This window comes from Nocardia sp. NPDC020380 (assembly GCF_044386975.1).
In the GTDB taxonomy this organism is placed as follows: domain Bacteria; phylum Actinomycetota; class Actinomycetes; order Mycobacteriales; family Mycobacteriaceae; genus Nocardia.
In genome coordinates, this window is sequence record NZ_JBIRVQ010000002.1 from 736,444 (window position 1) to 759,131 (window position 22,688).

Sequence of the window (22,688 nt, forward strand, 5' to 3'; positions counted from 1 at the left end):
AGGAGCGGTATGTCAGAGGTGAAGGGGACGGTCGGCGGCGGTCCCGCGTTCGTCGTCGACCGGGGCGGGGAGTCCAGTGTGCACGACACCGTGCGCTGGGGACTCGCCGTCGGGGCCTTGGGCGTGGTGTTCGGCGATATCGGCACCAGCCCGATCTACACCTTGCAGACCGTGTTCGATCCCGGCGACCCGCATCCGGTGCGGGTCACCTCCGAGAATGTGTACGGCGTTGTCTCCCTGGTGTTCTGGTCGGTCATGATCATCGTGACCGTCACCTACGTCCTGCTGGCCATGCGCGCCGACAATGACGGCGAGGGCGGCATCATGGCCCTGATCACGCTGGTGCGCCGCTGGAGTTCGGCGGGCGGGCGGCGCACCGCGGCCATCCTGGCGGCGCTCGGAATCTTCGGGGCCTCACTGTTCTTCGGCGACAGCATGATCACCCCGGCCATCTCGGTGCTGTCGGCGGTGGAGGGCGTCAAGGTCATTCAGCCCTCGCTGAAGGATCTCGTCGTCCCCATCACCGCGGTGATCATCATCGCGCTGTTCCTGGTGCAGCGGCGCGGCACCGCGGCGGTGGGCCGGATGTTCGGTCCCGTCATGATCGTGTGGTTCACCACCATCGGCGCCTGCGGAATCGCGGGCATAGCAAAGCATCCGCGGATTCTCGAGGCACTCTCACCGACCTATGCGCTCGGTTTTCTGGCAGGCCATTTCGGCACGGCCTTCTTCGCACTGGCGGCGATCGTGCTGGCGGTCACCGGCGCCGAGGCGCTGTACGCCGATATGGGGCATTTCGGCCGGCGGTCGATCACCCGCGCATGGCTGGTGCTGGTGTTTCCGGCCTGCGTGCTCAGCTACTTCGGGCAAGGCGCACTGATTCTCGAAGATCCCGCGCATGCCAGTAGCCCCTTCTTCCTGCTCGCACCGGACTGGGCACGCGTGCCACTGGTGCTGCTGGCCACCGCGGCCACCGTGATCGCCTCGCAAGCGGTGATCACCGGCGCGTATTCGGTTGCGTCGCAGGCGGCTCAACTGGGGTATCTGCCGCGATTGCGGATCGCGCACACCTCGGAGTCAGCGATCGGGCAGATCTACGTCCCGTGGATCAACTGGCTGCTGATGGTCTCGGTGCTCACGCTGGTTTTCGCCTTCCGCAGCTCGGCCGCCCTGGCCTTCGCCTTCGGTATGGCGGTGACCGGGACCATCACCATCACCACCCTGCTGTTCTTCTATGTCGCGCAGCGGCGCTGGAACATTCCGCGCTGGCTGATCGCACTGGGCGCGATTCCGCTGCTCGGGGTGGATCTGCTGTTCGTGGCCGCGAATATCACCAAGCTCGTGCACGGCGCCTGGCTGCCGCTGCTGATCGGCCTGACTGTATTCGCCGTCATGACCACCTGGCAGCGCGGCCGCCAGATCGTCACCGCCGAGCGGATCCGCCGGGAAGGCCCGCTGCATCAGTTCATCGACGAAATCGCCACCGGCACCCCGCCCACCGTATCAGTGCCCGGCACCGCGGTTTTCCTCAATCGCGGCAAGGACACCGCGCCACTCGCTTTGCGCGCCAATGTGGAACGCAATCATGTGCGCCACGAGCACATCGTGATCATGTCGGTCGAGGTCGAGCCCGTGCCCCGCATCCCAGACGGAGAGCGCCTCTCGGTCGAGCATCTGGGCCCCGCCGAGGACGGCGTCACCCATGTCACCGCGCGCTACGGCTATATGGAGACGCCGAATATCCCGAAGGCGCTGGCAATGGTGGATCCCGATGCCACCGATGGGCCGCTGGATCTCGATCGGGCCTCGTATTTCCTCTCCACCATCGAACTGCGCCGCGGCCCGGAACCGACGATGATGTCTTGGCGCAAACAGCTTTTCATCGCCGCGTCCTATCTCACCGCCGATGCCGCCTCGTATTTCGGCCTGCCCAGGGATCGAACCATCATCATGGGATCGCAGATTCAGGTGTAGAAGTCCGATTCTGGGTATACCGCTGGCAAGTGGCAATGGGTACATCGCTCGGGCCGGATCTGAGGTAATGACAATGACCATCGAGGGCGCGTCGGAGATTCCCCCGCTCGACGACGCGGCGGACTTCTCGCGCTCCACACGAGTACGGTCCCGGGCGCTGACCACCGCCGGGTGGCAGCTGCCCGGCCGGCGGGATTGGGTGGCCGTCACGCTGTTGTGCTTCGGCGTGCTCGCCGTCGCCGTGGTGATACTGGCGATCGTGGACGGCCGGTGGGCGCTGGGGCTGGTGGGTGCGCTGGTCGCGGGCGTCGGACTCGCCGGTGGCGGGTGGCTGATTCGGCCGGGACGAGTGGGGTAAGTCGTCGAGGGGATCGGATGGAAAACGTGATCGGCGCCGAAGGCGGTGGGAGCATGGTTGAAATGCCAGGGGTTGGAAGAGCCGGAAACGGCCGGGTCCTGGGTGTGGAGGTGCTGCATGGCAGGGAGACCGAGATGTTCGTCGAGGGTTCGGATGTGGAGTCGCAACTCTGTACGGGCGGGATCGGACTGCGCATACCGGCCGAACTGGAACAGTTGCCCATGTTGCGCGCGGTCGCCGAAACGGTCCTGCTGACAGCAGATTTCACCCTCGACGTGGTGACCGACGTGCGGGTGGCGCTGGACGAGGTGGCGACGGCCCTGATCCTGTCGGCCGCCCCCGGCCGCGAAATCGACTGCGATTTCCGCTACGACCTGCGGCAGGTGGAGGTACGGGTGACCACCGTCGTACAGACCGACGAGGCGCTGCAGGAGAACAGTTTCGGCCGGCACCTGCTCGAGACCCTGACCGATTCGCTGCGGACCGTCTACAGCCCCTTCGATACCGAGCTGCGCGGATATCCCGTGGTGGTGGACTTCAGCCGGAGCCGCAACGCCGACGCCGCGCTGTGAACCGGTGAAGCCGCCGGGCCCGCGCCGAATGAGGACTTCGCGCAGACCAGCGGTGGGATACTCCTATCGTGACATCCTCGGCGGAAGCCCGGCATCGTGAGCCGGTAGGGGCAGGCCTCGCGGGGCCGGCCTCGGATGTGGGCGCCTTCAGGTTCTGGTTCGTCGGGCAACGGTGGGAATGGTCCGACGAGGTGGCGCGGATGCACGGCTACGAGCCCGGCGCCGTGACACCCACGACGGAACTGCTGCTGTCCCACAAACATCCGGAGGATCGCGCACACGTCGAGGATCTGCTCGACCGCGCACTGCACTCGGGCGGATCCTTCTCCAGCCGGCACCGCTTCATCGACACCGCGGGCCGGGAACACAAGGTGCTGGTCGTCGCCGACCGGATGCTCAATGCGGACGGGACCGTGGCCGGCACCTCCGGCTACTACATCGACATCACCCACACCCTGGACGAGACGCGACGGGAAACCCTCAGTGCCGCACTGCCGGAACTGCTCGAGGCCCGGGCGGTGATCGAACAGGCGAAGGGCGCGCTCATGGCGATCTACCAGATCACCGCGGAGCAGGCCTTCCGCATCCTGGTGTGGCGCTCACAGGAGACCAATATCAAGCTGCGGGTGCTGGCCGGGCGGCTCATGTCCGAGGTGGATTCGGCGGCGTTCGTCGATTCGGTCACGCGCAGCCAGTTCGACCACCTGCTGCTGACGGTCCACGAGCGGATCTCCGCCGAGGCCTGACAGGAGTGGTACAACATACCGTGGTCCGATTGAAGGTGGAGCGGGAGTTCGCCGGTAGCGCGATCGTCGTCCGTGCCAGTGGCGCCGTGGATATGAGCACCGTGGACGAGCTGGTCCTGCACCTGGGGGCCGCGCTGGAGTCGGCGGTACGCGAGGCAGCCCCCGTGGTGGCCGTCGACCTGGAGGGCGTGACGTATTTCGGCAGCGCCGGCTTGAACGCGGTGCTGCGGTGCCACGAGCGGGGGATGGCCGCCGGTATCGGCGTGCGCCTGGTGGCGACGAATCCGTGGGTGGTGCGGCCGCTCGAGGTGACCGGCCTGGATACGGTGCTGCGGCTGTATCGGTCGCTGCCCGAGGCCTTGGGACCGGACGATGCCGCCGCACAGTCGTGAGGCCCTGCCGGCGATTCTCGCCGCGGCCGTCGCGGTCGGCGGCGAGATGGGGCGCCGCTTCGCCGAATTCGATTGGGACACACATCCGCTCGGGCCGCCGTCGCGCTGGCCCGCCGAGCATTGCGCGGCCGTCGCCACCGCACTGACCTCACGCTTTCCGATCGTCCTGTGGCTGGGCGCGCGGGATCTCTTCCAGATCTACAACGACGCCTACATCCCGATCCTCGGCGACAAGCATCCGGCCGCGCTGGGCCGGCGCGGCAGCGAGGTGTGGTGGGATATCTGGAGCGAGATCGGCCCGATGCTGGCGGGCGTGCTGACCACCGGTGAAGCGACCTGGTCCGACGATCTGATGCTGGCGCTGGTGACCGCGGGCCGGCCGGTGGAACGGTACTTCACCTTCAGCTACAGCCCGATCTTCGAGGGCAGCGGTGAGATCCACGGAATCTTCTGTGCCGTAACCGAAACCACGGACCGGGTGCTCGGCGAACGCCGGCTGGGCGTGCTGAACGCGGTGGCCGCGCAGATCATGGATGTGCGATCCATCGATGCCGCGGTGGCCGCGGCGATCACGGTGTGCGCCCGGAATCCGGCGGATCTGCCGCTCGTCGCGGTGTATGTGGAGGACGGCGCGGGGACGCCGATGCTGCGGGGCGCCACCGCATCGGTGCTGCCGCTGCTGCCGCGCGAGCTGGGCGCACTGACGCCGCGCAAGGCCGCACCGGGTACCCGGACGGCGTGGGAAGTCGGTGACCTGGAGGAGGTATTGCCTGGACTGACAGCGGTTTTCGCGGATTCACCGATGGATACGGCCTTGGTGCTGCCGGTCGGTGAGGAACCGGTCGCCGGGGTGGTGGTGATCGGTGTCAGCCCGCGCCGCCCGCTCGATGAGCAGTACCGCGGATTCTGTCAGTTGCTGGCCGATCAGCTGTCCTCGGCGTTCTCGGCGGTGGCCTCGTATCAGCAGCAGCGCCGCCGGGCCGACGAGCTCGCCGAACTCGATCGGGCCAAGACCGCGTTCCTGTCCAATGTCAGTCACGAATTCCGCACGCCGCTCACGCTGCTGCTCGGGCCGATCGACGATGCGCTCTCGGCTGGCGGCACCGACGCCGCGCTGCTGGAGCGGCTGAGCATGGCCCGGCGCAGTGCGGGGCGATTGCGGCGGCTGGTGGATTCACTGCTCGACTTCTCCCGCGTGGAAGCCGGTCGCGCACATGCCGATCCGGTGTGCGCGGATATCGGCGCGCTCACCGCGCACATCGCCTCGGCCTTCAGCGAGCTGTGTCATCGGGCCGGGCTGCGCCTGGTCCTGGACTGCGAATCGGCGGTCGCCGATATCGATCCGGCCATGTGGGAGACGATCGTCTTCAACCTGCTGTCGAACGCGGTGAAGTTCACCTTCGCGGGCTCGATCACCGTCGAGGTGCGGGCCGAGGCGGAGGCGTGCCGGATCTGCGTGCGCGACACCGGAATCGGCATCGGGGAACGCGAGCTCGGCCGCATCTTCGAACGCTTCCATCGAGGCGACAACACGCGGGGCCGCACAGTCGAAGGCGCCGGCGTGGGGTTGGCGCTGGTGCGTGGACTGGTCGAATTGCAAGGCGGCACAATCCGGGTCGAGAGCCGGGTCGACGAGGGCGCGGCGGTCGTCATCGTGCTGCCGCGATCGGCATCGGTTCCGGATCCGGCGGTGCTCGACGGGCGGCACGATGACGAGAACCCCTATGTGGTGGAGGCCGGGCAATGGGTCGTGCCGCCGGTCGCCGAGCTGACCGGTGAGCTTGCGCCGCAGGGTGATTCGGGGCCGGCCGGTGATTCGGGGGAGCGCAAGCGGGTGCTGGTGGTGGACGACAATGCCGATATGCGCGCGTATCTGAATCGCGTGCTGTCGGAACACTGGGACACCATCCTCACCGCGGACGGGCGTTCGGCGCTGGGGGTCGCGCTCGCCCGGCGACCGGATGCGATCGTCACCGATGTCATGATGCCGGGCCTGGACGGGTTCGCCTTCGTGGCGGCGCTGCGTGCCGATCCGCGCCTGAGTGCTATTCCGGTGATCATGTTGTCGGCTCGTTCCGGCAGCGAATCCGCCAGTGAGGGTTACGCGGGCGGCGCCGACGACTACCTGGCCAAACCGTTCGCCTCGCGGGAGCTGGTGGATCGGGTGGCCGCGCGCCTGGCCGCCGTCGCGCGCGAACGCGACCGGCGGCTGCGGCGTGAGACCGATGTACTGCGGGAGACGGCGTTCGCGCACTTGGAAACCGCGTTGCAGACGACCGAATCGGCGCAGGGCATTCTCGAGGCCGTCGCCGCCTGGCCGCCGGTGTCGGCGGGTGCGGATGTGGTCGCCATCGGGGTCATCGACACCGGAAAAGCCTCGGTACGTGTCGAATTCGGTGCGAACGGGATGGTCGGGGCGACTGCTCCGCCGCAGGTGCTGGCGCTGGCGGACGATCATCCGATGGCCGAGGCGATCCGATCCGGCATGCCGATCATCGTGAGCGACACCGCCTCCGGCGACGGCCGCAGAGCCGGCGCGGAGATGCCGCGGGGCGCTCGCGCGGGAGTGATTCATCCGCTGCGGGATTCGGATTACCGGATGGTCGGTGCGCTGGCCCGCTGGTGGACCGAGCCGCGGCAGTTCTCCGGTGCGGAGCTGAGTTCGCTGGCCAGGTCGGCCGAACTCGTGCAGGCGGCTCTGCATCGGATCCGGGCGCAGCGCCGGGATCGGCGCATCGCGCTCGAATTCCAGGAACAGCTACTGGATCTGGACGGCGGATCGACCGCCGCGGTGGTGGCGGCCGTATACCAGCCGGCGGAAGAGGCCATGCGCGTCGGCGGCGACTGGTATCTGGCGGTGCCGCTGGACCGGGCCGGCCGCATCGGCATCTCGGCCGGAGACGTTGTCGGCCACGGTCTCTCGGCGGCGGTCGTGATGAGCCGGCTGCGCGCCGCGATCGCCTCGGCCGCCATGACGAATACGGATCCGGCCGCCGTGCTCGATGTGGTGAACCGATACGCGGAGGCGGTGCCGGGCGCGCACTGTGCGACGGCGATCTACGCGGTGGTCGATCCCGCTGCGCAGACCGTCGAATACTGCTGCGCCGGACACCCTTATCCGCTGCTGATGCCCGCGGCAGGCCCGCCGGTCTATCTCGAGGCCGGCCGGCGGCTACCGCTCGCGACCATCGGTTTCTCCGCCGGAAGCCGCAGCGGGCGGCACACTTTGGCGGTCGGCGGCACGCTCCTGTTCTACACCGACGGCCTGATCGAACGGCCGGGCGAGATATTGGACGACGGCTTCGAGCGGCTGCGGACCGCGGCGGCGGAATGTGCGAATCTGCCGACCGCCGTCCTGTGCGGCGAACTCCTCGAGCGGATACGGCCGCCGGGCGGCTACGGCGATGACGTGGTCCTGCTCGCGCTGCGGCCGACCGGCACGACGCGGGACAGTTTCACCATGGCGGTCCCGGCTGCCGCCGATCAGTTGCCAAAAGTGCGCACCGGCCTGCGGGAATGGTTGCACGATCGCGGCATTCCACCGCAACGGGCATACGACATCCTGCTTTCCGTGTGTGAGGCGCTGACCAATGCGATCGAGCACGGCAGTGGTCTGGATCCGCGCAAGACCGTTTCGGTCGAAGTGACCGGTCGCGGTGCGGGCTTGCTCGCGACCGTCACCGACTCCGGGATGGCGGATAGTGGCGCGGCGAGCCCGCGGGATCCGGCGCGTGGGCGCGGGCTGGTGCTGATCGACGGCCTGGCCGATGCGGCCGATACCATGCGCAGCCTGCACGGCACCCGGGTGACGCTGCGGTTCGACGGCGTCGGGGCAGGGCATCGGGCGGCTGTTGAACAACAGACCGGTATGCCTCCCACGTCTTCGTAGCGCCGGACCGTAGTCTGCGAGCGAGCCATACCGGGGCTCGGCCATCGAGTCACGCTGGGGCTCTGCCAGCTAGCCATACGGGGCGCTGCAGGGCGGCGCCGCGCACTCTGAGGAGGAGCTGTGCTCGGACTGGGGATTATCGGCTGGATCGTGATCGGCGGGCTCGCGGGCTGGATTGCCAGCAAGTTCATGGGCACCGACGCTCAGCAGGGCATCTTTCTCAATATCGTGGTCGGCGTCGTCGGCGGCCTGATCGGCGGATTCCTGCTGCGGCTGTTCGGCGTCGACGTCTCGGGCGGCGGGCTGATCTTCAGCTTCCTGACCTGCCTGCTGGGTGCGGTCATCCTGCTGTTCGTCGTGGGCCGGGTGCGACGGGCCTGACGGTCGCCCCGGCGGTCAGGCGCACAGCGGTACCCGCATCTCCACCGTGGTGCCGGCCGCGCTCGTGGAGATGATCGAATCCGGGATCAGCGTCCGGATGATCCCGATGCCGCGCCCGCGCAGCGCCTCCGCGTCCTGCACCGCCGGGCGCCAGCGGCCGTCGTCGGTGACCGCGATCCACACGTGGTCATCGAGCAGCTCGCCCTCGACCTGGAGGGTGCCGGCCTCGGCGCTGTAGGCGTGCTCGATGGAGTTCGTGCACGCCTCGGTGACGGCCAGCACCAGGTCACAGGTGTCCTCATGGCCGATGGCCGAGTGCGACAGCCAGTTCCGCAGACTCCGGCGGATCGGTGCCAGGGCCGACGCCTCGGCGGCGTAGGACAGCCGAATTCGTGCGGTGGTCTCCGTCGATTCGCTGTGGACCGAATGCATAGTCCGCACCTCTCCGCTCGACTGTCGTCCCGCGCCCCCGTCCGGGGGTCTCCATGGATATACCCTTGGCTCGCAGAGCTATTCGGTTTGTCCCCATACGCGGGCCGATATCGGTCGATCCGATCGATCGGGATTGGGTCCGTGCAGGTGGGGTAACCGGCCGAGCGGACGCATGATGCCGAGGGGCATCGACAAGTGCGGGCAGAGAGGGAGAGACCGTGACCGACAGCGGAGTTTCGCACCTGTTGACCGTGTCGCTCAGCCGTTCCGGTGACGCCGTCGTGGTGCGGGCCGTGGGCGAGATCGACATCACCTCGGCGCCGCGCCTGCGCACCGTGCTGGAGGACCTTCCGGATGGCGCCCCCGGTCCCGTCGTCGATCTGTCCCTGGTCGAGTTCATGGGTTCGGTGGGATTGAGCCTGCTGCTGGCGGCTTCGGAGAAGGCGGATCCGGATCGGGTGCGGGTGGTGGTCTCCCCGCAGGTGCGCCGCCCGATCGAGGTGACCGGACTCGATCAGGTGCTGGTGTTGTTCGATTCGCTCGAGGCGGCGCTGGCGGACTTCCAGCGCAGATAGAGCAGCGCGACATCGTCGTCGAGACCGCCCGAGGGGACGGCGAGTTCCTCGACGCGCTCGATCAATTCGTCCACGAAGGCCTCCGGACGGGTGGTCTCGATCGCCCGCGCGAGGGCGAGCAGGCCGGTTTCGCCGAGCCGGTCGCGGTGCGCGTCGACGCAGCCTTCGAACAGGCCGTCGGTGAACAGGGCGAGCGCGGCGTCCGCGGACAGCGCCACGGTGGTTTCCGGCCATGTCGCCCGGCCCGGCAGGAATCCCAGTGCGGGACCGCCCGATACCTCCAACCACTCCCAGCCGGTGGCCGAATACAGCAGCGCGCCTGGATGTCCCGCACGCCGAATGCGGGCGGTGCGCTGCGTGGGCGCGAGGGTCAGGGTGGTCGCGGTGGCGAAGGTGTGGCGGTCCGAGCGTTCCGCCAGCAGGACCCGCTCCATGAGCCGCAGCTGTCGCTCCCCGGTGACGCCGGTCAAAACCAGTGTGCGCCAGGCCAATCGCAGGGCGACGCCGGTGGCCGCCGCATCCGGTCCGTGCCCGGAGACATCGCCGATGACGGCGTGCACGAGTCCGTCCGCATCCTCGACCACATCGTAGAAATCGCCGCCGAGCAGCGCATGAGCGCGGCCGGGACGGTAGCGGGGGACCACGGCGACGGCGCTGCCGGCGCTCAGCAGCGGCGTGGGCAGCAGTCCGCGTTCCAGGCGCACGTTCTCCTGCGCGTGTAATTGACTGGCGTGCAAGGCCACACTGGTGCGCTCGGCCTGCTTGCGCTGAATGGCGTAGCGCACGGCGCGGCTCAGCAGGTCCGCCTCGACCCGGCCCTTGACGAGGTAATCCTGTGCGCCGGCGGCCATTGCGGCCAGGCCGATGAGTTTCTCGTCGAGACCGGTGAGCACCACGATCGCCGCCTCGGTGGCGGCGCGCACCCGGGCGAGTGCGTCCAGGCCCTGGGCATCGGGAAGATCCAGATCCAGTAGTACGCAGTCGGGAGTCTGTTGCCGCAGTTTGTCGTTCGCCTCGGCCAGCGAGCGGGCCCAGGCCAGGCGGATGCCGGGGGTGTCGTCCTCGACCATGGCCTCGACGAGCAGTGCGTCGGCCGGATCGTCTTCGATCAGCAGCACATTCGCATGAGGCACGGGCACCACGGTGGTCGCATGTTGCGAATGGCGCAACCGCCAGCTCCACGGCGATTTCTGGACCACAGGGCAGTCAGATCGTAGCCGATGTTCGGGCCCGCACCGCGGGAAACGGGGGCAGACCTCGGGGTCTGTGGTGAGTCATGCTGCTCGTTATTTGCCTGTGATATGAAAGATGGATGTTTGGAACTTCTCGATACCGGGTAAACGGTACTGGGTAAACGATAAATACAGCGGAATCCTCGTACCCTATAGTGAGGAATTGCAATGTCAAATGAATGCGCAGCTCGGTCGGAAACATCGTTCGATGGCCCGGGCGGTGGCGATTCATACGACAACATCGAACCTTGGCTGGAGCAGCTGGCCGCCCTGCCCGCCGACGGCGGCGAACATGCGCGGCTGCGCGAGGAAATCATCGGCAAATGCCTGCCGCTGGGCGAGCACATCGCCCGCCGCTACTGCGGGCGCGGCGTGGAATTCGACGACCTGGCCCAGATCGCCTCGGTCGGGGTGATTCTCGCCGTGGACCGATTCGATCCCGGCAATGGCGCATCTTTTCTGTCGTTCGCGGTGCCGACGATTATGGGCGAGGTCAGGCGATATTTCCGGGACAGCACCTGGGCGGTGCGAGTGCCCCGGCGTACCAAGGAGGTGCGCCGGCAGGTGCAGCTCGCCATTCCGGAGCTGTTCCAGCAGCTGGGACATCAGCCCACCGCGCGGGAACTGGCCGCCCATCTGGAGCTGGACCTGCTCGAGATCACCCAGGCGCTCATCGCGAACAATTGCTACAGCACCGATTCCCTCGAAGCGGGTCCGGCAATGGGGGAGGACACCGATCGAATCGCTTCCCGCCTGGACCGATTGGCCACCGACGACCCGGGATACGCCCTGGTCGAAGACTCCTTGACGGCCGGCCCACTGCTGGCCGCCCTGCCCGAGCGGGAACGCGGCATCCTGGTCATGCGCTACGGTGATGGTAAGACCCAGTCCGAAATCGCCCGCGAGATCGGCGTATCGCAGATGCACGTGTCCCGTTTGCTTTCGCGAACCCTCGCCGAGTTGCGCGAACAGAGCCGAGCGGCCTGAAACGGTCGCATTATGCCGAACGGCCACAACGAAGTGGCCCAATGCGATTCGATCGATGTGTAGCGGGTACTGCCGCAGCACAGCGGTATTGAGATCTGAGGTACGGAAAAATGAAGAGCGGCAAGATCAGGAACAAGATCGACAAGTTCGGCGGCCAGGTCCGGGAAGCGACCGGGCAGGTTCTCGGTGATCAGCGCATGGTCGACCGCGGCCGCCGCACGCAGCTGAAAGCCGACCTGAGGAATGTGGGTGAGCGCGTCAAGGACGCGGTGCGCTCAGGGCGCCCCCGGCGTGCACGCGGTCCGCGGACGTTGCGCTGAATCATGACCAATCGAAATCGCGGTCGCAGCAGAGAATCCGGCGAGATTGCCGTCGTATGGCCCGATCCGAGCCCCCTGGACGACTGGTGGGAAGCGGTCATGCTGGACAACGAGTCGGTGGTGGATCGTGAGCCTGCCCGGCGGGTGCCGGGAACATAGCGAGCACGTCACGATTTCGCGTCCTCATGGGCGCGAAATCGGGTGTGCTCGACGGTGATCCACACGAAGCCCGCGATCAGCGCGAGCAGCGTCACGACCGAACCGACGACGGTGCGGATGGCCACATCACCGTCGGTGTCCGTCAATGCCCAGGCGAGCGTGGAGACACCGAGCAATAACAGCGCCGGACCGGGCCAGTTGACTCCGTCGAGGACGGTGGCCGGCAGTTCGGACCGGGCGGCAGGTGTGGCGTAGTCGGCGGTCATCGAGACGCTCCTTCTCAGTGCGGACTGTCCCCGCAGACCGGATGCCCGTTGCGCACCAGGCGAAACCCTCCAGCCGAAGTCGACGGAGTAGCGGCGGGAGCGCTCAGGAGTCGCGAAGCAGTCGCCGGTTCGTGACATCGATCTGATGGGCCGTGCTCGCGGTCAGGTCCGTGACCTGAGCCGGGGTCAGGGTGGCGACGGGCCGATCCCAGTGCAGCGCAACGACATCGCCGGGGCGTGGGTCGGCTGCCGGGTGATCGTCGGGGCCGATCGTCAAGTGGCGGTCCGCCGGTGGGCTCAGGGTGAGGCGCTCGCCGTCCCAGGCCAGCGGGCGGCTGCGCAATCGGAGGTCGGGGCCGTCGCGGGCGGTCACCAGCGCGGCGGTGATGCGGCAGCTGTCCAGCACCTGCAGGGCGGTGGTGGCTGCGCGGGAGCCGAGCAGGTGACTCCAGGGATAGACGCCGAAGACGTGGAAGCAGTGATTGGGCGCTGCTTCCTCGGCGATCTCGATGCTCAGATGGGTCCAGTAGTGCCCGGCCGCCGGGCCCAGGATGGCCAGCAGCTCGCGCGTGAATGCGGTGGGGTCGAGGGTCGCGCCGATTCCGCCGCCGTGCCAATAGGATTCGACCAGGCGGGGATCGAGCGGGTCGGTGATGCCGGTCATCGCCGACATGACCCGCAGATACGGCCAGGCGCCGGTGAAACGGCGCGCGGCGGCCCGGATCTCGGCGGGGGAGCCGTGCCGGAGTGCGGTGGTGTCGGGTGGGCCGCAGTAGCCGAGCGCATTGGGCGCGTAGGCATAACGCGCGAACATGCGCTCGCCCGCGGCATCCCGCGCCACGCGGATCAGTGATCGGTCGATCGCGGTCCTCCTCCCGGTCTCCGGGTACGGCTCAGCAGATGCGCGGAAGCTGTTCTCCTGCCGGTAGATCGACCACGCGGGTGCCGCCGAGCGCGGTGCGCGCGGTGACCATGCCCGGGTGCTCGGTGACGCAGCGGCCGATCATCTCGGCGTGTGCGCCCAGCGGGTGCGCGCGCATGGCGGCCAGTACGCGGTCGGCGTACTCGGGGGCGACGAAGGCCACCAGTTTGCCCTCGTTGGCCACGTACAGCGGATCCAGACCGAGCAGCCCGCACGCGTCGCGCACCCCGGCGGGAATCGGAATCCGGCTCTCTTCCAGCGCGATTCCCACCTGTGCGGCGCGGGCGATCTCGTTCAGGCTCGCCGCCACCCCGCCGCGGGTCGGATCGCGCAGCACGTGCACGCCCGAGGTCGCGTTGTCGCTGCCGGCGGCGCTGCCGTTGCCGTTGCCGGCGGCGGTCCCGGCGCTCAGCATGGCGGCGACCAGACCGTGCAGCGGTGCGGTGTCGCTGCACACGGTGGTCCCGAATTCGAGGCCCTCGCGGCAGGACATGACCGCGACGCCGTGCAATCCGATCTCCCCGCTGACCAGGACGATATCGCCGGGCCGGGCGAGCTCGGGCCGGATGTCGACGCCGGGGTCGAGGATGCCGATGCCCGCGGTATTGATGAAGATGCCGTCCCCGTGCCCGGCATCGACCACCTTGGTATCACCGGTGACCAGTTTGACCCCCGCACCCAGGGCCGCCGTGCCCATGGCCGAGGCGACTTCGGCGATGCGCACCAGCGGGGTGCCCTCTTCGAGGATGAAGGCCGTGGACAGCGCCACCGGCCGCGCGCCCGACATGGCTATGTCGTTGACCGTGCCGTTGACGGCCAGGTCGCCGATCGAACCACCCGGGAACATCAGGGGTTTCACCACGAACGAGTCGGTACTGAACGCCAGCCGGGCGCCGTCCAAGGTGAGCACCGCCGAATCGCCGAGCCCGGCTTCGGCGGCCGAACCGAAGGCCGGCAGGAACAGGTGCTCGATGAGTTCACCCGACATGGCCCCGCCGCCACCGTGACCCATCACGATGTTCGGCGAGTCCCGCAAGGGCATGGGGCATACCCAGTTCTCGAAAACGACTGCCCCGGAATCGGTGCCGATGATGTCAGGCATGAGCCACCTCTGCGGGCAGATCCAGCCGCCGGTACAGGTAGTACGCCGCACAGGCCCCTTCGGAGGAGACCATGGTGGCGCCCAGCGGATTCCGTGGCGTGCACTCCTTGCCGAAGGCCGCGCACTCGTGCGGTTTGATCAGGCCCTGCAGCACCTCGCCGGAACGGCAGATCGAGGACTCCGCGGTATGCAGGTCTGCGACCGCGAAGCGGTGTTCGGCATCGAATTCGCGATAGCGCTCCGAGAGCCGCCAGCCGCTCGCGGGGATCACGCCGATACCGCGCCAGGCACGATCGGTGACCTCGAAGACGTCGTTCAGCATGGCCTTGGCGGTGGCATTGCCTTCAGGGGTGACCGCGCGCCGGTAGGCGTTGTCCACCTCGTGGCGGCCGGATTCGAGTTGCTCCACGGTGCGGCGGATGCCCTCGAGGATGTCGAGGGGTTCGAAACCGGTGACCACCACCGGAACCCGGTACTTCTCGGCCAGCGGGGGGTATTCGGCGGTGCCCATCACGGTGCACACGTGACCGGCGGCCAGGAATGCCTGCACCCGGCATTTCGGGGATTCCATGATGGCGGCGATGGCCGGCGGCACCAGGACGTGCGAGACGAGCAGCGAGAAGTTCTGCACGCCGAGGCGTTTGGCCTGGTAGACGGTCATGGCATTGGCGGGTGCGGTGGTCTCGAAGCCGATGCCGAAGAACACCACCTGGCGATCCGGGTTGGCGCGGGCGAGTTCGAGTGCGTCGAGCGGTGAGTACACCACGCGCACATCGCCGCCCTGGCTCTTGATGCGGAACAGGTCCTGGGAACTGCCGGGCACGCGCAGCATGTCGCCGAACGAGCAGAAGATGACATTCGGCCGGGCGGCGATTTCGAGGGCCTTGTCGATGACCTCGAGCGGGGTGACGCAGACCGGGCAGCCCGGTCCGTGGATCATCTCGATCTGGTCGGGCAGCAGCTGGTCGATGCCGTGGCGGATGATCGAATGTGTCTGCCCGCCACAGACTTCCATGATCGCCCAGCGTTTGGTGGTGGTGGCGCGGATGCGGTCGAGCAGGATCCTGGCCAGCTCGGGATTGCTGAATTCGTCGAGGTACTTCATGATTCCACCTCCGGTTCCGCGGCCCGTGGCGTGGTCTCCGGATTGGCCACACCCGCTTGCGCGGCGGCGATCGCGAAACCATCGCCGAATTCTTCCTTGAGTACGCCGAGATGCTGGAACTCCGCCAGGGTCTGCAGGGCGGACTGTTCGTCGAGGCGCTGCAGCGCGAAGCCGACGTGCACGATGACGTAATCGCCGACCGCCACGTCCGGAATGTATTGCAGGCACACGTCCTTGTGCACGCCGCCGAAATCGACGATCGACATCTGCGTGCCGTCGCGCTCGTGCAGGCTGAGCACCTTTCCGGGAACTGCCAGGCACATCGCTGTTCTCCTCTCCGCTCATCTCGCCACGGTGGCGAGTAACTGTCCGAATGCGAGGCCGCCGTCATTGGGCGGGACCCGGTGGTGGGTGATGACGTGAAAACCGTTGTCGCGCAGCAGGTGCACGACGGTGGTGAGTAGTAGTGCGTTCTGGAAGACGCCGCCGGAGAGGGCTACCGGGGTTGCCGGGTCGCCGTGGTGGAGCGCGATGTCGAGAACCAAGCGCGATACGCCCGCGTGGAATCGCGCGCCGATGACCGCTGGGGATCGGCCTGCCCGGATGTCCGTGATCACCGCTGCCAGTACCGGGGCCGGGTCGATGACGGCGGGCTCATCGGTCTCCGGCTCGGTGATTCCGAAGCGGTAACCGGCCGTGCCGGGGTCGATGCCGCGGGCCAGGCCCTCCCATTCGATGGCGGCCTGCGCCTCGTAATCCACCACGTGCCGGACCCCGCAGAGCGAGGCGACCGCGTCGAACAAGCGGCCCATGCTGGAGGTGGGTACGCAACCGAATCCCGTTTCGAGCTGATGGGCGAGCACATCCCGCTCCTGGGGCGGGCAGGCTTGAACGGCGGGCAGGTCCTCCGACCAGGGGATGCCCGCGGCGTACAAGTGCGCCAAGGCCATTCGGTACGGCCGCCGGACGCTGGTGTCGCCGCCGGCGAGCGGGACGTAGCGCAGGTGTGCCAGGCGGTGGAAGCCCTTGTATCCGGCGGCGAGTACTTCGCCACCCCAGATGGCGCCGTCCGGTCCGAAACCGGTGCCGTCGAACGCGAATCCGAGGACCGTGGCGTCGGCGTCGAGGCCGTGCTCACCCATGACGGCGGCGAGATGCGCGTGATGATGCTGGACGAGATGTACCGGGCGGCCTTCGGCGTGCTGGGCGGCCCAGGCCGAAGAGCGGTAGCGGGGGTGGGCGTCGGCGGTCAATTGCTCCGGATGCACCGCGGTCAGTTGTTCCAGATGCTTCTCGGTGGCGGTGAAGGCCTGCAGGGTCGCGAGATCGTCCATATCGCCGATGTGCTGGCTCAGCCAGGCATATCGGCCGTCGGCCACCGCGCAGGTGTTCTTCAGGTCGGCACCGACCGCGAGAGTGGGCGGCGCGGGTATCGGCAAGGCGAGTGGCAGTGGCGCGTACCCGCGTGACCGCCGCAGCGGCATCTCGAAGCCGTCGATCACTCTGACGACCGAGTCGTCGCACGGCACCAGGATGCGGCGGTTGTGCGAGAGTACGGCATCGGCCAGGCCGGACAGCCTCGAGTCGGCATCGGCGTCGGCGTAGCAGATCGGTTCGCCGCCAAGGTTTCCCGAGGTCATGACCAGCACCTGCGGGCCGGGTGGATCGCCGGGCAGGCCGAACAGCAGCACGTGCAGTGGGGTGTAGGCGATCATCACGCCGAGATCGGGATTGCGCGGAGCCACGGCGTCGGCGGTGGGGGCCGCTGCTCTACGGGGCAGCAGCACGATGGGGCGCGCCGGGCCGGTGAGCAGGGCCGCGGCGGTGGCGTCCACCTCGACAATGGATTGCGCCGTGGCGAGATCGGGCACCATGACGGCGAAAGGCTTGTCGCCGCGCCGTGTCCGGCGGCGTAACTCGGTGACAGCCTGCTCGTTCGCGGCGTCGCATGCCAGGTGGTAGCCGCCGATGCCTTTCACGGCGAGAATTCCGCCGCGTCGCAGCAATTCTCGCGCGTTCTGGATCGGCATGTCGGGATCGGGCCGGTCGGGGCCGGGGAACGGCTGTGTGGTGGTGAAGGACGGCGTGGTGGTGACAGACCGCGTGGTGGTGACAGACCGCGTGGTGGTGACAGACTGCGTGGTAGTGAAAGTCAGCGTGGGTCCGCAGGCGTGGCAGGCGATGGGCTGGGCGTGGAAGCGGCGGTTGGCCGGATCGGCGTACTCGCGGGCGCATTCGGCGCACATCGGGAAGTCGGCCATCGAGGTCTGCGGGCGGTCGTAGGGCAGCGCCGCGATAATGGTGAATCGCGGACCGCAGTTGGTGCAGTTGATGAACGGGTGGCGGTAGCGCCGGTCGGCCGGGTCGCGGAGTTCGGCCGCGCAGTCGGCGCAGAGCGCGACATCGGGGGAGGCCAGGGTGCGGCCGCCGCCGCGGGTGGTATCGCCGATGCGGAATCCGGTGCCGCCGCGCACCGGAATGCCGGTCTCGTCGATGGATTCGATGACCGCCAGAGGTGGGGGTCGTAGGCGCAGTCGTTCGGTGAAGGCGTCGGCGTCGGTGGGTGTGCCTTCGATTTCGACGATCACGCCGGAACTGTCGTTGCAGACTTCGCCGGACAGGTGGAGTTCGGCGGCGGTGGTGTAGACGAAGGGCCGGAATCCGACGCCTTGGACCACGCCGCGGACCAGGATCCGCCGCCTGATCCGTGGCGTGTTCACGGCTGCTCTCCGGACTGCTCGCCGGAACCGAGCAGGCGCAGTCCGTGCAGCGCGGTGGCCGCGCCGGCGGCGTCGGTCTTCTCGACGGCGAAACCCATGTGGATGATCACCCAGTCACCCGGATGGACCGGATCGTCTTCGAGCATGCCGACATTCACCGTGCGTTCGGCGCCGGAGACGTCGACGAGCGCGATCTGATCGTGGTAGCCCTCGACCATGCTGATCACGTGGCCGGGGATGCCGAGACACATGATTCACACCTCCTGCCGGTGACCGGGGTTGTGGCTGTGCTGAATGTCGGCCAGCACCGATTCGACCGCGGTGACAGCGGGTTCTATCGCCGCGACCACGGGTGCGGTGAGGCCGATGCCGTCGGCGATCGAGGCGACCTGGCAGCCGACGATCACCGTGGGCGGGACGGTGCCGCCCAGTGCTCGCACGGCCGCGAACACCGCACCGGGATCCATGGCGTGGGCGTCGAGTCCGGCGGCGGTCGTATCGGGTTCGGCGCGGAAGACGCGCAGTTCGCCGGGTGCGCCGCGGTCGGGCAGCGCGTCGACGAGTACCAGTGCGTCCCAGTCGTCGAGCAGGTCGTAGGCGAGGTGCATGCCGCGAATGCCGTAATCGGTGACGCGCACGGCGGGGTCGGCGAGCGGCGGCAGGCGCCGCACCACCTCCGGGCCGAAGCCGTCGTCGCCGAGGAAGATATTGCCGATGCCGGCGATCAGCACTCGCGTCACGGGATCACCTCGTCTCCGAGTCTTGCCGAGTGCGCTACATGCGGCGAATTCTCATGTAGCGCTTGACATCCGGGATCGAGAGCAGGCCGACGGCGGCCAGCGCCACCACGATCAGCGCCACGATGACGGTCGCGATCACTCCTACGACTTCCATGCTGGTTCCTTTCCTAGAGGGTTGCCGTGCCGGCCCGCGGTCGGGTCGTCACGACGGTGCGCCATCGAGCGGCTCTACTTCGTCGGGCGCGAAATACAGGTAGCGGCCGTACCATTCGTGCATTTCCGCCGCCGGGTCGTCCTCCACGACCACGGCGATGTGGACCTGGCCGTCGACGTCCTCGTGCACGGCGGCGACGCGGGCGGTACGCCCGGCGTAGAACAGATCCTGCGCATCGGCCCGGCGGGACGGGCGCAATCGCACATGGCTGTCCTTGGCGATCGGCACGCCGGCGACCATGATCATGTCGGCGTCGGGGCGCACGGCCTCGTCGACCGAGGGATCCCACCAGGGCAGGTCCGCCGCTGGATCGGGAAGCACGCGTGGGGGTTCTGCTACGGGACTGCGCAGAACTCCGTGTAGCTGCTGCATCTGCTCGGGTGTCATTGCTTCGCAGCGGTCGATGAGCTGTGCGGCGCGTGGGTCGGTGGCGCGGGCCTGGGACTTCTCGTCGTCGGTCAAGGTGAGTACCCGGAGGGTGAGGATCTCGTCGATCTCGGTGGAATCGAACAGTGGTCCGTCGCTCTGCTCGGCGATCTCGGGATGGTCGTAGAGGATGATGGGCGAGATCAGCAGCAGGTTGCGGGTGCCTTCGGGGCCCGCGAGGACCGGGAAGCAGCGGTGCTGTGTGCAGTCCTCGACCGCGGTCACCGCATCGGGTGGCGGGTCGAGCAGGGAAACGAAAGCGCCGCTGCCGGTTTCGGCGATGAGGTGCGCGCCGATGAACGAGCGGGCGATGGCCTCGTCCTTGTCGGCGGCGGGCCGGCCGGTATTGCGGACGGAGATGCTGATCCGCCGGTAGTCGCCGGCCGGGTGCACCGTGACCTCGACCAGGCCGGTGAGTGGTTGGCGGGTGCGTACGAGTTGTCCGGCGTGCGTGCCGTCGGCGGCGGGAATCTCCTCTGTTTCGGTGCCGCCGTGGATCTCGGCTCGGAAGATATTGTCGGCCAAGGTGATCGGGCCGAAGCTCAGTTCCTGTTCGACGGCCTCGTCCCAGCCGAGCCGGCTGCGGCCGTCTACCCGCAGTTCGGCCCGGACCTGTCCGTCGCTGTCGTGGACGGCGCGCTGCTGCAGTTGCAGGAACCGCAAGGCCAAGGTGAGCGTGGTGGTGTCTGTGCCCTCGAGCAGGAACTGCGCGCGTAGCTCGGAGTCCTCGCCGAGGCCGTCCGCGGCGGCGCCCTGCGGGCCGAGCACGCCGAATTGCCAGCGGGACTGGTTCTTCCGGGAGTTCGCGCGGTACGGGTAGAGGAGATAGCCCTCGTAGAGGACGGCGTCGGCGACCGCGCGGGCGTGTGCCCGCACCATGTCGGCCCCGGTCTCGCTGCTCATACCGACCCCTTGGAACGGGTGGCCAGCAGGTCGCTGACCGTCTGGTCGTAGTCGAGGAGTCCGTGCTCGGACTTGTAGGCGGTGAGGGCATCGAGGGTCTCGGTGCGCAGTCGCAGCCATCCCGCATGCGGGAAGTGCAGGTCGACGAGCTGCTGCCACACCGCCACCGGCATCTCGAACCGGTCGTCGCGATCCCAGGGGATCTGCTGTACCGCGAAACCCGAAGCGCCCTTGAAGAACACGGTCCCGCTGAACAGGAACAGCAACGGCACTTTTCCGTCGCGCAGCGCGTGCAGATACTTCGACCCGGCGACCTCCAGGTCGTAGGTGCACGGCAGCGGCAGATCGATCTCGGTGCCGCCGGAGAATCCGGGCACCATGGTGGTGGCGTGCATCCACAGGAACGAGCGCTGGGTATCGTGCCAGCGGTCCCGGGTGCCGAAAAGATCGAGCAGTCCGGCGCTTTCGCCCTCGGTATAGGGCCGGCGGTTGGGCTCGATCCGCACCTGTGCGCGCAGCGCGATGGCGTGCACCGGATCGTCCGCCAGCGCCGCGATGCCCACCCGCGCCGACAGGGTCGGGCTGACGGCATAAGCTTCCGGCTTGATATCGAGCACCGCGAAGGTGATCGAGTAGGCCGGGCTCATGGCCGCCCACCGCCTCGGGCTCGGCCGCTCATGGTCGTGAAGAAGGATTCCACGTATTGCCGGGCCTCCGAACCACCGTCGAATCCCTTCCACAGCAGACGCATTCGACCCACGAACTCGTAACAGGCGTCGATGGGCAGCAGCAGGCAGCCGCCCGCCGAGCCCCGTTCGGGCATCCGGATCAACAGCGCCTCGACATCGTCGGTGAGCACATCGAGCTCCGGGTGCTGCTGCAATACCGCCTGCAAGCTCTCCAGCGGCAGTTCGGATTCCGTGGCTCCGGCGGGCCCGGGATAGAAGGCCACGGTGTGCCCGAGCGCCGAATTGCGGAAGAAGAACGCTAGTCCGACCGGGATCTCGAGCGCATCCCATTCGGCCGGGCCCACGACCGTGCCGGGGAACGCCAGATACCGGTCGGGTACGGCCCGGTAGCGCAGCCCGGCTCCGGGCTCGGTGAACAGCAGATAGCAGCCGCGGCATACGCACATCAGCTGCCGCCCTTCGATGTTCACCACATGCGTATGCGGCTCGGAGATCGGTACCGCGCACATCTCACAACGCGGCTCGGCCCGATCCGTCGGCGGCCCGGCGGCAGCGAGACGGCGCAGCACCGAGAACGACGGATTCACCCCGGCACCTCCGCGGGTACCGCGACGGCGGGCAGCCCGTCACGCATGAGCAGCGGCAGCGGATCGAGATGCTCGGCCACGAGCGCTGCCGCGTGGGCCGGCTCCTCGTGGTCGAGGCGTGCGCCCGCGTGGACGGCGTCGTAGTGGGCGTGGCAGGTCGGGCAGCGCAGTACGGCGTCGCCCGCGGGGAAACCCATACGGCGGTGCAGCACCGCCCCGGCCAGGGAATTGCCGCAGGCGGGGCAGTGATCGCGATAGACGAGCAGGTTGTCACCCACCCGGCAGGCCAGCGTGGAGACGCCGCCGATCCGGAATCCGCCGACCTCACCGGCCGCCAGCTCGGCCAGTTCGGGTACCGTGATCCATTCTCCGGCGGGACGCACATGGCCGAACAGCGATTCGGTGGAGAACACCCCGGATTGCGCCTTGTCCTCCTGGGCGGCAACGACTTCGATGCTTTCTATCTCCGGCGCCGCGGCGCGGACCGCTTCCTCGACGGCCAGCTCCAGCGTCACCGAGGAGGACGGGCAGGTGCGGCAGCTGCCCGCGAATTCCAGTCGTAGCACGCCGTTTTCGACGCCCAGCAGGGTGACGTCGCCGCCGTGCGACCCGAGATAGGGGCGCACGCTGTCGAGGGCGGTCCGGACCCGGGTGTCCACGTCGTGCGGGTGCAGGCTGTGGACCAGGAGCAGGCTGGCGATGAGATCGTCGTCGGCCAGCTTGCGCATCTCGGTATCGCCCAGCACTACCGCGATGCGCTCGAGCGCGGCCCCGTACAGGCCGAGCAACTCGTGGACGAGCTGCTCGGCGCGTTCCCGGGCCGCGGCGCCGCCGGCCGAACTGGCTTGCAGCAGTGTCTCTATCCGCTGCCCGGCGTCGCGCCAGTAGGCGTCACCGGCCCGGTGGGCGCTCTCCTTTCCGGGTGACCCGGGTGTTCCGGCTGCACCGTATGTGCCGGCTCCGACCGGCTGTTCGTTGGCCATCTGCCGCTCCCACC

The 22,688-nt window shown here is 68.2% G+C and carries 26 protein-coding genes; 11 read left to right on the forward strand and 15 right to left on the reverse strand.

The annotated features are described in order from the left end of the window. Positions 1 to 9 precede the first annotated feature (9 nt). The 7 genes from ACH438_RS07285 (at position 10) to ACH438_RS07315 (ending at position 8,312) form a co-directional block, all read left to right on the forward strand. Positions 10 to 1,974 carry a potassium transporter Kup gene (locus ACH438_RS07285; protein WP_397002210.1) on the forward strand — a complete coding sequence of 655 codons (1,965 nt, stop codon included), beginning with the start codon at positions 10 to 12 and terminating at the stop codon, positions 1,972 to 1,974. A 73-nt stretch (positions 1,975 to 2,047) separates the two neighbouring features. Then, the gene (locus tag ACH438_RS07290) at positions 2,048 to 2,332 is read left to right on the forward strand and encodes a hypothetical protein (RefSeq protein WP_397002212.1); all 285 of its coding nucleotides are present in this window, start codon (positions 2,048 to 2,050) and stop codon (positions 2,330 to 2,332) included. Positions 2,333 to 2,442: 110 nt separating this feature from the next. After that, on the forward strand, positions 2,443 to 2,904 hold the full coding sequence (locus tag ACH438_RS07295) for an ATP-binding protein (RefSeq protein WP_397002214.1): 462 nt from the start codon (positions 2,443 to 2,445) through the stop codon (positions 2,902 to 2,904). Positions 2,905 to 3,041: 137 nt separating this feature from the next. Continuing rightward, positions 3,042 to 3,650: a PAS and ANTAR domain-containing protein gene (locus ACH438_RS07300; protein ID WP_397002330.1), complete on the forward strand. Its 609-nt coding sequence runs from the start codon at positions 3,042 to 3,044 to the stop codon at positions 3,648 to 3,650. A 35-nt stretch (positions 3,651 to 3,685) separates the two neighbouring features. Continuing rightward, positions 3,686 to 4,042, forward strand: a complete 357-nt coding sequence (locus tag ACH438_RS07305; protein ID WP_397002332.1) for an STAS domain-containing protein — start codon at positions 3,686 to 3,688, stop codon at positions 4,040 to 4,042. Next, positions 4,023 to 7,931 carry a SpoIIE family protein phosphatase gene (locus ACH438_RS07310; protein WP_397002216.1) on the forward strand — a complete coding sequence of 1,303 codons (3,909 nt, stop codon included), beginning with the start codon at positions 4,023 to 4,025 and terminating at the stop codon, positions 7,929 to 7,931. Before ACH438_RS07305 ends, ACH438_RS07310 begins: the two co-directional genes overlap by 20 nt. A gap of 120 nt (positions 7,932 to 8,051) precedes the next feature. Beyond that, on the forward strand, positions 8,052 to 8,312 hold the full coding sequence (locus ACH438_RS07315) for a GlsB/YeaQ/YmgE family stress response membrane protein (protein ID WP_397002218.1): 261 nt from the start codon (positions 8,052 to 8,054) through the stop codon (positions 8,310 to 8,312). Between the two features lie 15 nt (positions 8,313 to 8,327). On the opposite strand, the gene ACH438_RS07320 is transcribed toward ACH438_RS07315, so the two are convergent. Continuing rightward, positions 8,328 to 8,744 (reverse strand): ATP-binding protein, encoded by a 417-nt coding sequence (locus ACH438_RS07320; protein WP_397002220.1) that lies wholly within the window; start codon positions 8,742 to 8,744, stop codon positions 8,328 to 8,330. A gap of 218 nt (positions 8,745 to 8,962) precedes the next feature. On the opposite strand from ACH438_RS07320, the gene ACH438_RS07325 reads away from it, so the two are divergent. After that, positions 8,963 to 9,319, forward strand: coding sequence for an STAS domain-containing protein (locus ACH438_RS07325; protein WP_397002222.1), 357 nt, complete (start codon positions 8,963 to 8,965; stop codon positions 9,317 to 9,319). Here ACH438_RS07325 and ACH438_RS07330 read toward each other — a convergent pair. Beyond that, entirely contained in the window at positions 9,259 to 10,452 is a 1,194-nt protein-coding gene (locus ACH438_RS07330; protein WP_397002224.1) for a PP2C family protein-serine/threonine phosphatase, read from the reverse strand. The two genes, ACH438_RS07325 and ACH438_RS07330, sit on opposite strands and share 61 nt — an antisense overlap. A gap of 267 nt (positions 10,453 to 10,719) precedes the next feature. Between ACH438_RS07330 and ACH438_RS07335 the strand changes: the two genes are divergently transcribed. The 3 genes from ACH438_RS07335 to ACH438_RS07345 all read left to right on the forward strand — a co-directional run bounded on the left by ACH438_RS07335 (position 10,720) and on the right by ACH438_RS07345 (position 12,017). Then, positions 10,720 to 11,538, forward strand: a complete 819-nt coding sequence (locus ACH438_RS07335; protein ID WP_397002226.1) for a SigB/SigF/SigG family RNA polymerase sigma factor — start codon at positions 10,720 to 10,722, stop codon at positions 11,536 to 11,538. A 110-nt stretch (positions 11,539 to 11,648) separates the two neighbouring features. Beyond that, complete coding sequence (locus ACH438_RS07340; protein ID WP_397002228.1) at positions 11,649 to 11,858, forward strand: CsbD family protein; 210 nt, start codon at positions 11,649 to 11,651, stop codon at positions 11,856 to 11,858. A gap of 3 nt (positions 11,859 to 11,861) precedes the next feature. Continuing rightward, positions 11,862 to 12,017, forward strand: a complete 156-nt coding sequence (locus ACH438_RS07345) for a hypothetical protein (protein ID WP_397002230.1) — start codon at positions 11,862 to 11,864, stop codon at positions 12,015 to 12,017. A gap of 8 nt (positions 12,018 to 12,025) precedes the next feature. On the opposite strand, the gene ACH438_RS07350 is transcribed toward ACH438_RS07345, so the two are convergent. The 13 genes from ACH438_RS07350 to ACH438_RS07410 form a co-directional block, all read right to left on the reverse strand. Next, complete coding sequence (locus ACH438_RS07350; protein WP_397002232.1) at positions 12,026 to 12,283, reverse strand: hypothetical protein; 258 nt, start codon at positions 12,281 to 12,283, stop codon at positions 12,026 to 12,028. 103 nt (positions 12,284 to 12,386) lie between these two features. Next, positions 12,387 to 13,130: a DUF6390 family protein gene (locus tag ACH438_RS07355; RefSeq protein ID WP_397002334.1), complete on the reverse strand. Its 744-nt coding sequence runs from the start codon at positions 13,128 to 13,130 to the stop codon at positions 12,387 to 12,389. A gap of 46 nt (positions 13,131 to 13,176) precedes the next feature. Next, on the reverse strand, positions 13,177 to 14,307 hold the full coding sequence (gene hypE / locus ACH438_RS07360) for a hydrogenase expression/formation protein HypE (protein ID WP_397002234.1): 1,131 nt from the start codon (positions 14,305 to 14,307) through the stop codon (positions 13,177 to 13,179). Next, positions 14,300 to 15,412, reverse strand: coding sequence for a hydrogenase formation protein HypD (hypD, locus tag ACH438_RS07365; protein WP_397002236.1), 1,113 nt, complete (start codon positions 15,410 to 15,412; stop codon positions 14,300 to 14,302). The genes hypE and hypD overlap by 8 nt, the downstream gene beginning before the upstream one ends. Next, positions 15,409 to 15,735 carry a HypC/HybG/HupF family hydrogenase formation chaperone gene (locus ACH438_RS07370; protein WP_397002238.1) on the reverse strand — a complete coding sequence of 109 codons (327 nt, stop codon included), beginning with the start codon at positions 15,733 to 15,735 and terminating at the stop codon, positions 15,409 to 15,411. The genes hypD and ACH438_RS07370 overlap by 4 nt, the downstream gene beginning before the upstream one ends. An 18-nt stretch (positions 15,736 to 15,753) precedes the next feature. After that, positions 15,754 to 18,132 carry a carbamoyltransferase HypF gene (gene hypF, locus ACH438_RS07375; protein ID WP_397002240.1) on the reverse strand — a complete coding sequence of 793 codons (2,379 nt, stop codon included), beginning with the start codon at positions 18,130 to 18,132 and terminating at the stop codon, positions 15,754 to 15,756. Beyond that, complete coding sequence (locus ACH438_RS07380) at positions 18,129 to 18,383, reverse strand: HypC/HybG/HupF family hydrogenase formation chaperone (protein ID WP_397002242.1); 255 nt, start codon at positions 18,381 to 18,383, stop codon at positions 18,129 to 18,131. The genes hypF and ACH438_RS07380 overlap by 4 nt, the downstream gene beginning before the upstream one ends. Positions 18,384 to 18,386: 3 nt before the next feature. Further along, the gene (locus tag ACH438_RS07385) at positions 18,387 to 18,872 is read right to left on the reverse strand and encodes a hydrogenase maturation protease (protein WP_397002244.1); all 486 of its coding nucleotides are present in this window, start codon (positions 18,870 to 18,872) and stop codon (positions 18,387 to 18,389) included. Between the two features lie 34 nt (positions 18,873 to 18,906). Then, on the reverse strand, positions 18,907 to 19,026 hold the full coding sequence (locus ACH438_RS07390; protein ID WP_397002246.1) for a DUF6893 family small protein: 120 nt from the start codon (positions 19,024 to 19,026) through the stop codon (positions 18,907 to 18,909). A 48-nt stretch (positions 19,027 to 19,074) separates the two neighbouring features. Next, positions 19,075 to 20,415 (reverse strand): hypothetical protein, encoded by a 1,341-nt coding sequence (locus ACH438_RS07395; protein WP_397002248.1) that lies wholly within the window; start codon positions 20,413 to 20,415, stop codon positions 19,075 to 19,077. Continuing rightward, a complete protein-coding gene (locus ACH438_RS07400) occupies positions 20,412 to 21,062 on the reverse strand; it encodes a DUF6084 family protein (protein ID WP_397002250.1) in 651 nt (216 codons plus the stop codon). The genes ACH438_RS07395 and ACH438_RS07400 overlap by 4 nt, the downstream gene beginning before the upstream one ends. Continuing rightward, positions 21,059 to 21,691, reverse strand: coding sequence for a DUF5947 family protein (locus ACH438_RS07405; RefSeq protein ID WP_397002252.1), 633 nt, complete (start codon positions 21,689 to 21,691; stop codon positions 21,059 to 21,061). Before ACH438_RS07405 ends, ACH438_RS07400 begins: the two co-directional genes overlap by 4 nt. Next, entirely contained in the window at positions 21,688 to 22,674 is a 987-nt protein-coding gene (locus ACH438_RS07410; protein WP_397002254.1) for a NifU family protein, read from the reverse strand. Before ACH438_RS07410 ends, ACH438_RS07405 begins: the two co-directional genes overlap by 4 nt. Between the last annotated feature and the right edge of the window lie 14 nt (positions 22,675 to 22,688).

Excerpts from the sequence above, each read along its gene's own strand:
- ACH438_RS07400 (WP_397002250.1), bottom strand. The coding sequence starts at position 21,062 with ATGAGCCCGGCCTACTCGATCACCTTCGCGGTGCTCGATATCAAGCCG.
- ACH438_RS07390 (WP_397002246.1), bottom strand. The coding sequence starts at position 19,026 with ATGGAAGTCGTAGGAGTGATCGCGACCGTCATCGTGGCGCTGATCGTG.
- ACH438_RS07285 (WP_397002210.1), top strand. The coding sequence starts at position 10 with ATGTCAGAGGTGAAGGGGACGGTCGGCGGCGGTCCCGCGTTCGTCGTC.
- ACH438_RS07320 (WP_397002220.1), bottom strand. The coding sequence starts at position 8,744 with ATGCATTCGGTCCACAGCGAATCGACGGAGACCACCGCACGAATTCGG.
- ACH438_RS07395 (WP_397002248.1), bottom strand. The coding sequence starts at position 20,415 with ATGAGCAGCGAGACCGGGGCCGACATGGTGCGGGCACACGCCCGCGCG.
- ACH438_RS07380 (WP_397002242.1), bottom strand. The coding sequence starts at position 18,383 with ATGTGTCTCGGCATCCCCGGCCACGTGATCAGCATGGTCGAGGGCTAC.
- ACH438_RS07290 (WP_397002212.1), top strand. The coding sequence starts at position 2,048 with ATGACCATCGAGGGCGCGTCGGAGATTCCCCCGCTCGACGACGCGGCG.
- ACH438_RS07410 (WP_397002254.1), bottom strand. The coding sequence starts at position 22,674 with ATGGCCAACGAACAGCCGGTCGGAGCCGGCACATACGGTGCAGCCGGA.
- ACH438_RS07335 (WP_397002226.1), top strand. The coding sequence starts at position 10,720 with ATGTCAAATGAATGCGCAGCTCGGTCGGAAACATCGTTCGATGGCCCG.
- ACH438_RS07350 (WP_397002232.1), bottom strand. The coding sequence starts at position 12,283 with ATGACCGCCGACTACGCCACACCTGCCGCCCGGTCCGAACTGCCGGCC.
- hypD (WP_397002236.1), bottom strand. The coding sequence starts at position 15,412 with ATGAAGTACCTCGACGAATTCAGCAATCCCGAGCTGGCCAGGATCCTG.
- ACH438_RS07345 (WP_397002230.1), top strand. The coding sequence starts at position 11,862 with ATGACCAATCGAAATCGCGGTCGCAGCAGAGAATCCGGCGAGATTGCC.
- ACH438_RS07370 (WP_397002238.1), bottom strand. The coding sequence starts at position 15,735 with ATGTGCCTGGCAGTTCCCGGAAAGGTGCTCAGCCTGCACGAGCGCGAC.
- hypE (WP_397002234.1), bottom strand. The coding sequence starts at position 14,307 with ATGCCTGACATCATCGGCACCGATTCCGGGGCAGTCGTTTTCGAGAAC.
- ACH438_RS07340 (WP_397002228.1), top strand. The coding sequence starts at position 11,649 with ATGAAGAGCGGCAAGATCAGGAACAAGATCGACAAGTTCGGCGGCCAG.
- ACH438_RS07310 (WP_397002216.1), top strand. The coding sequence starts at position 4,023 with ATGCCGCCGCACAGTCGTGAGGCCCTGCCGGCGATTCTCGCCGCGGCC.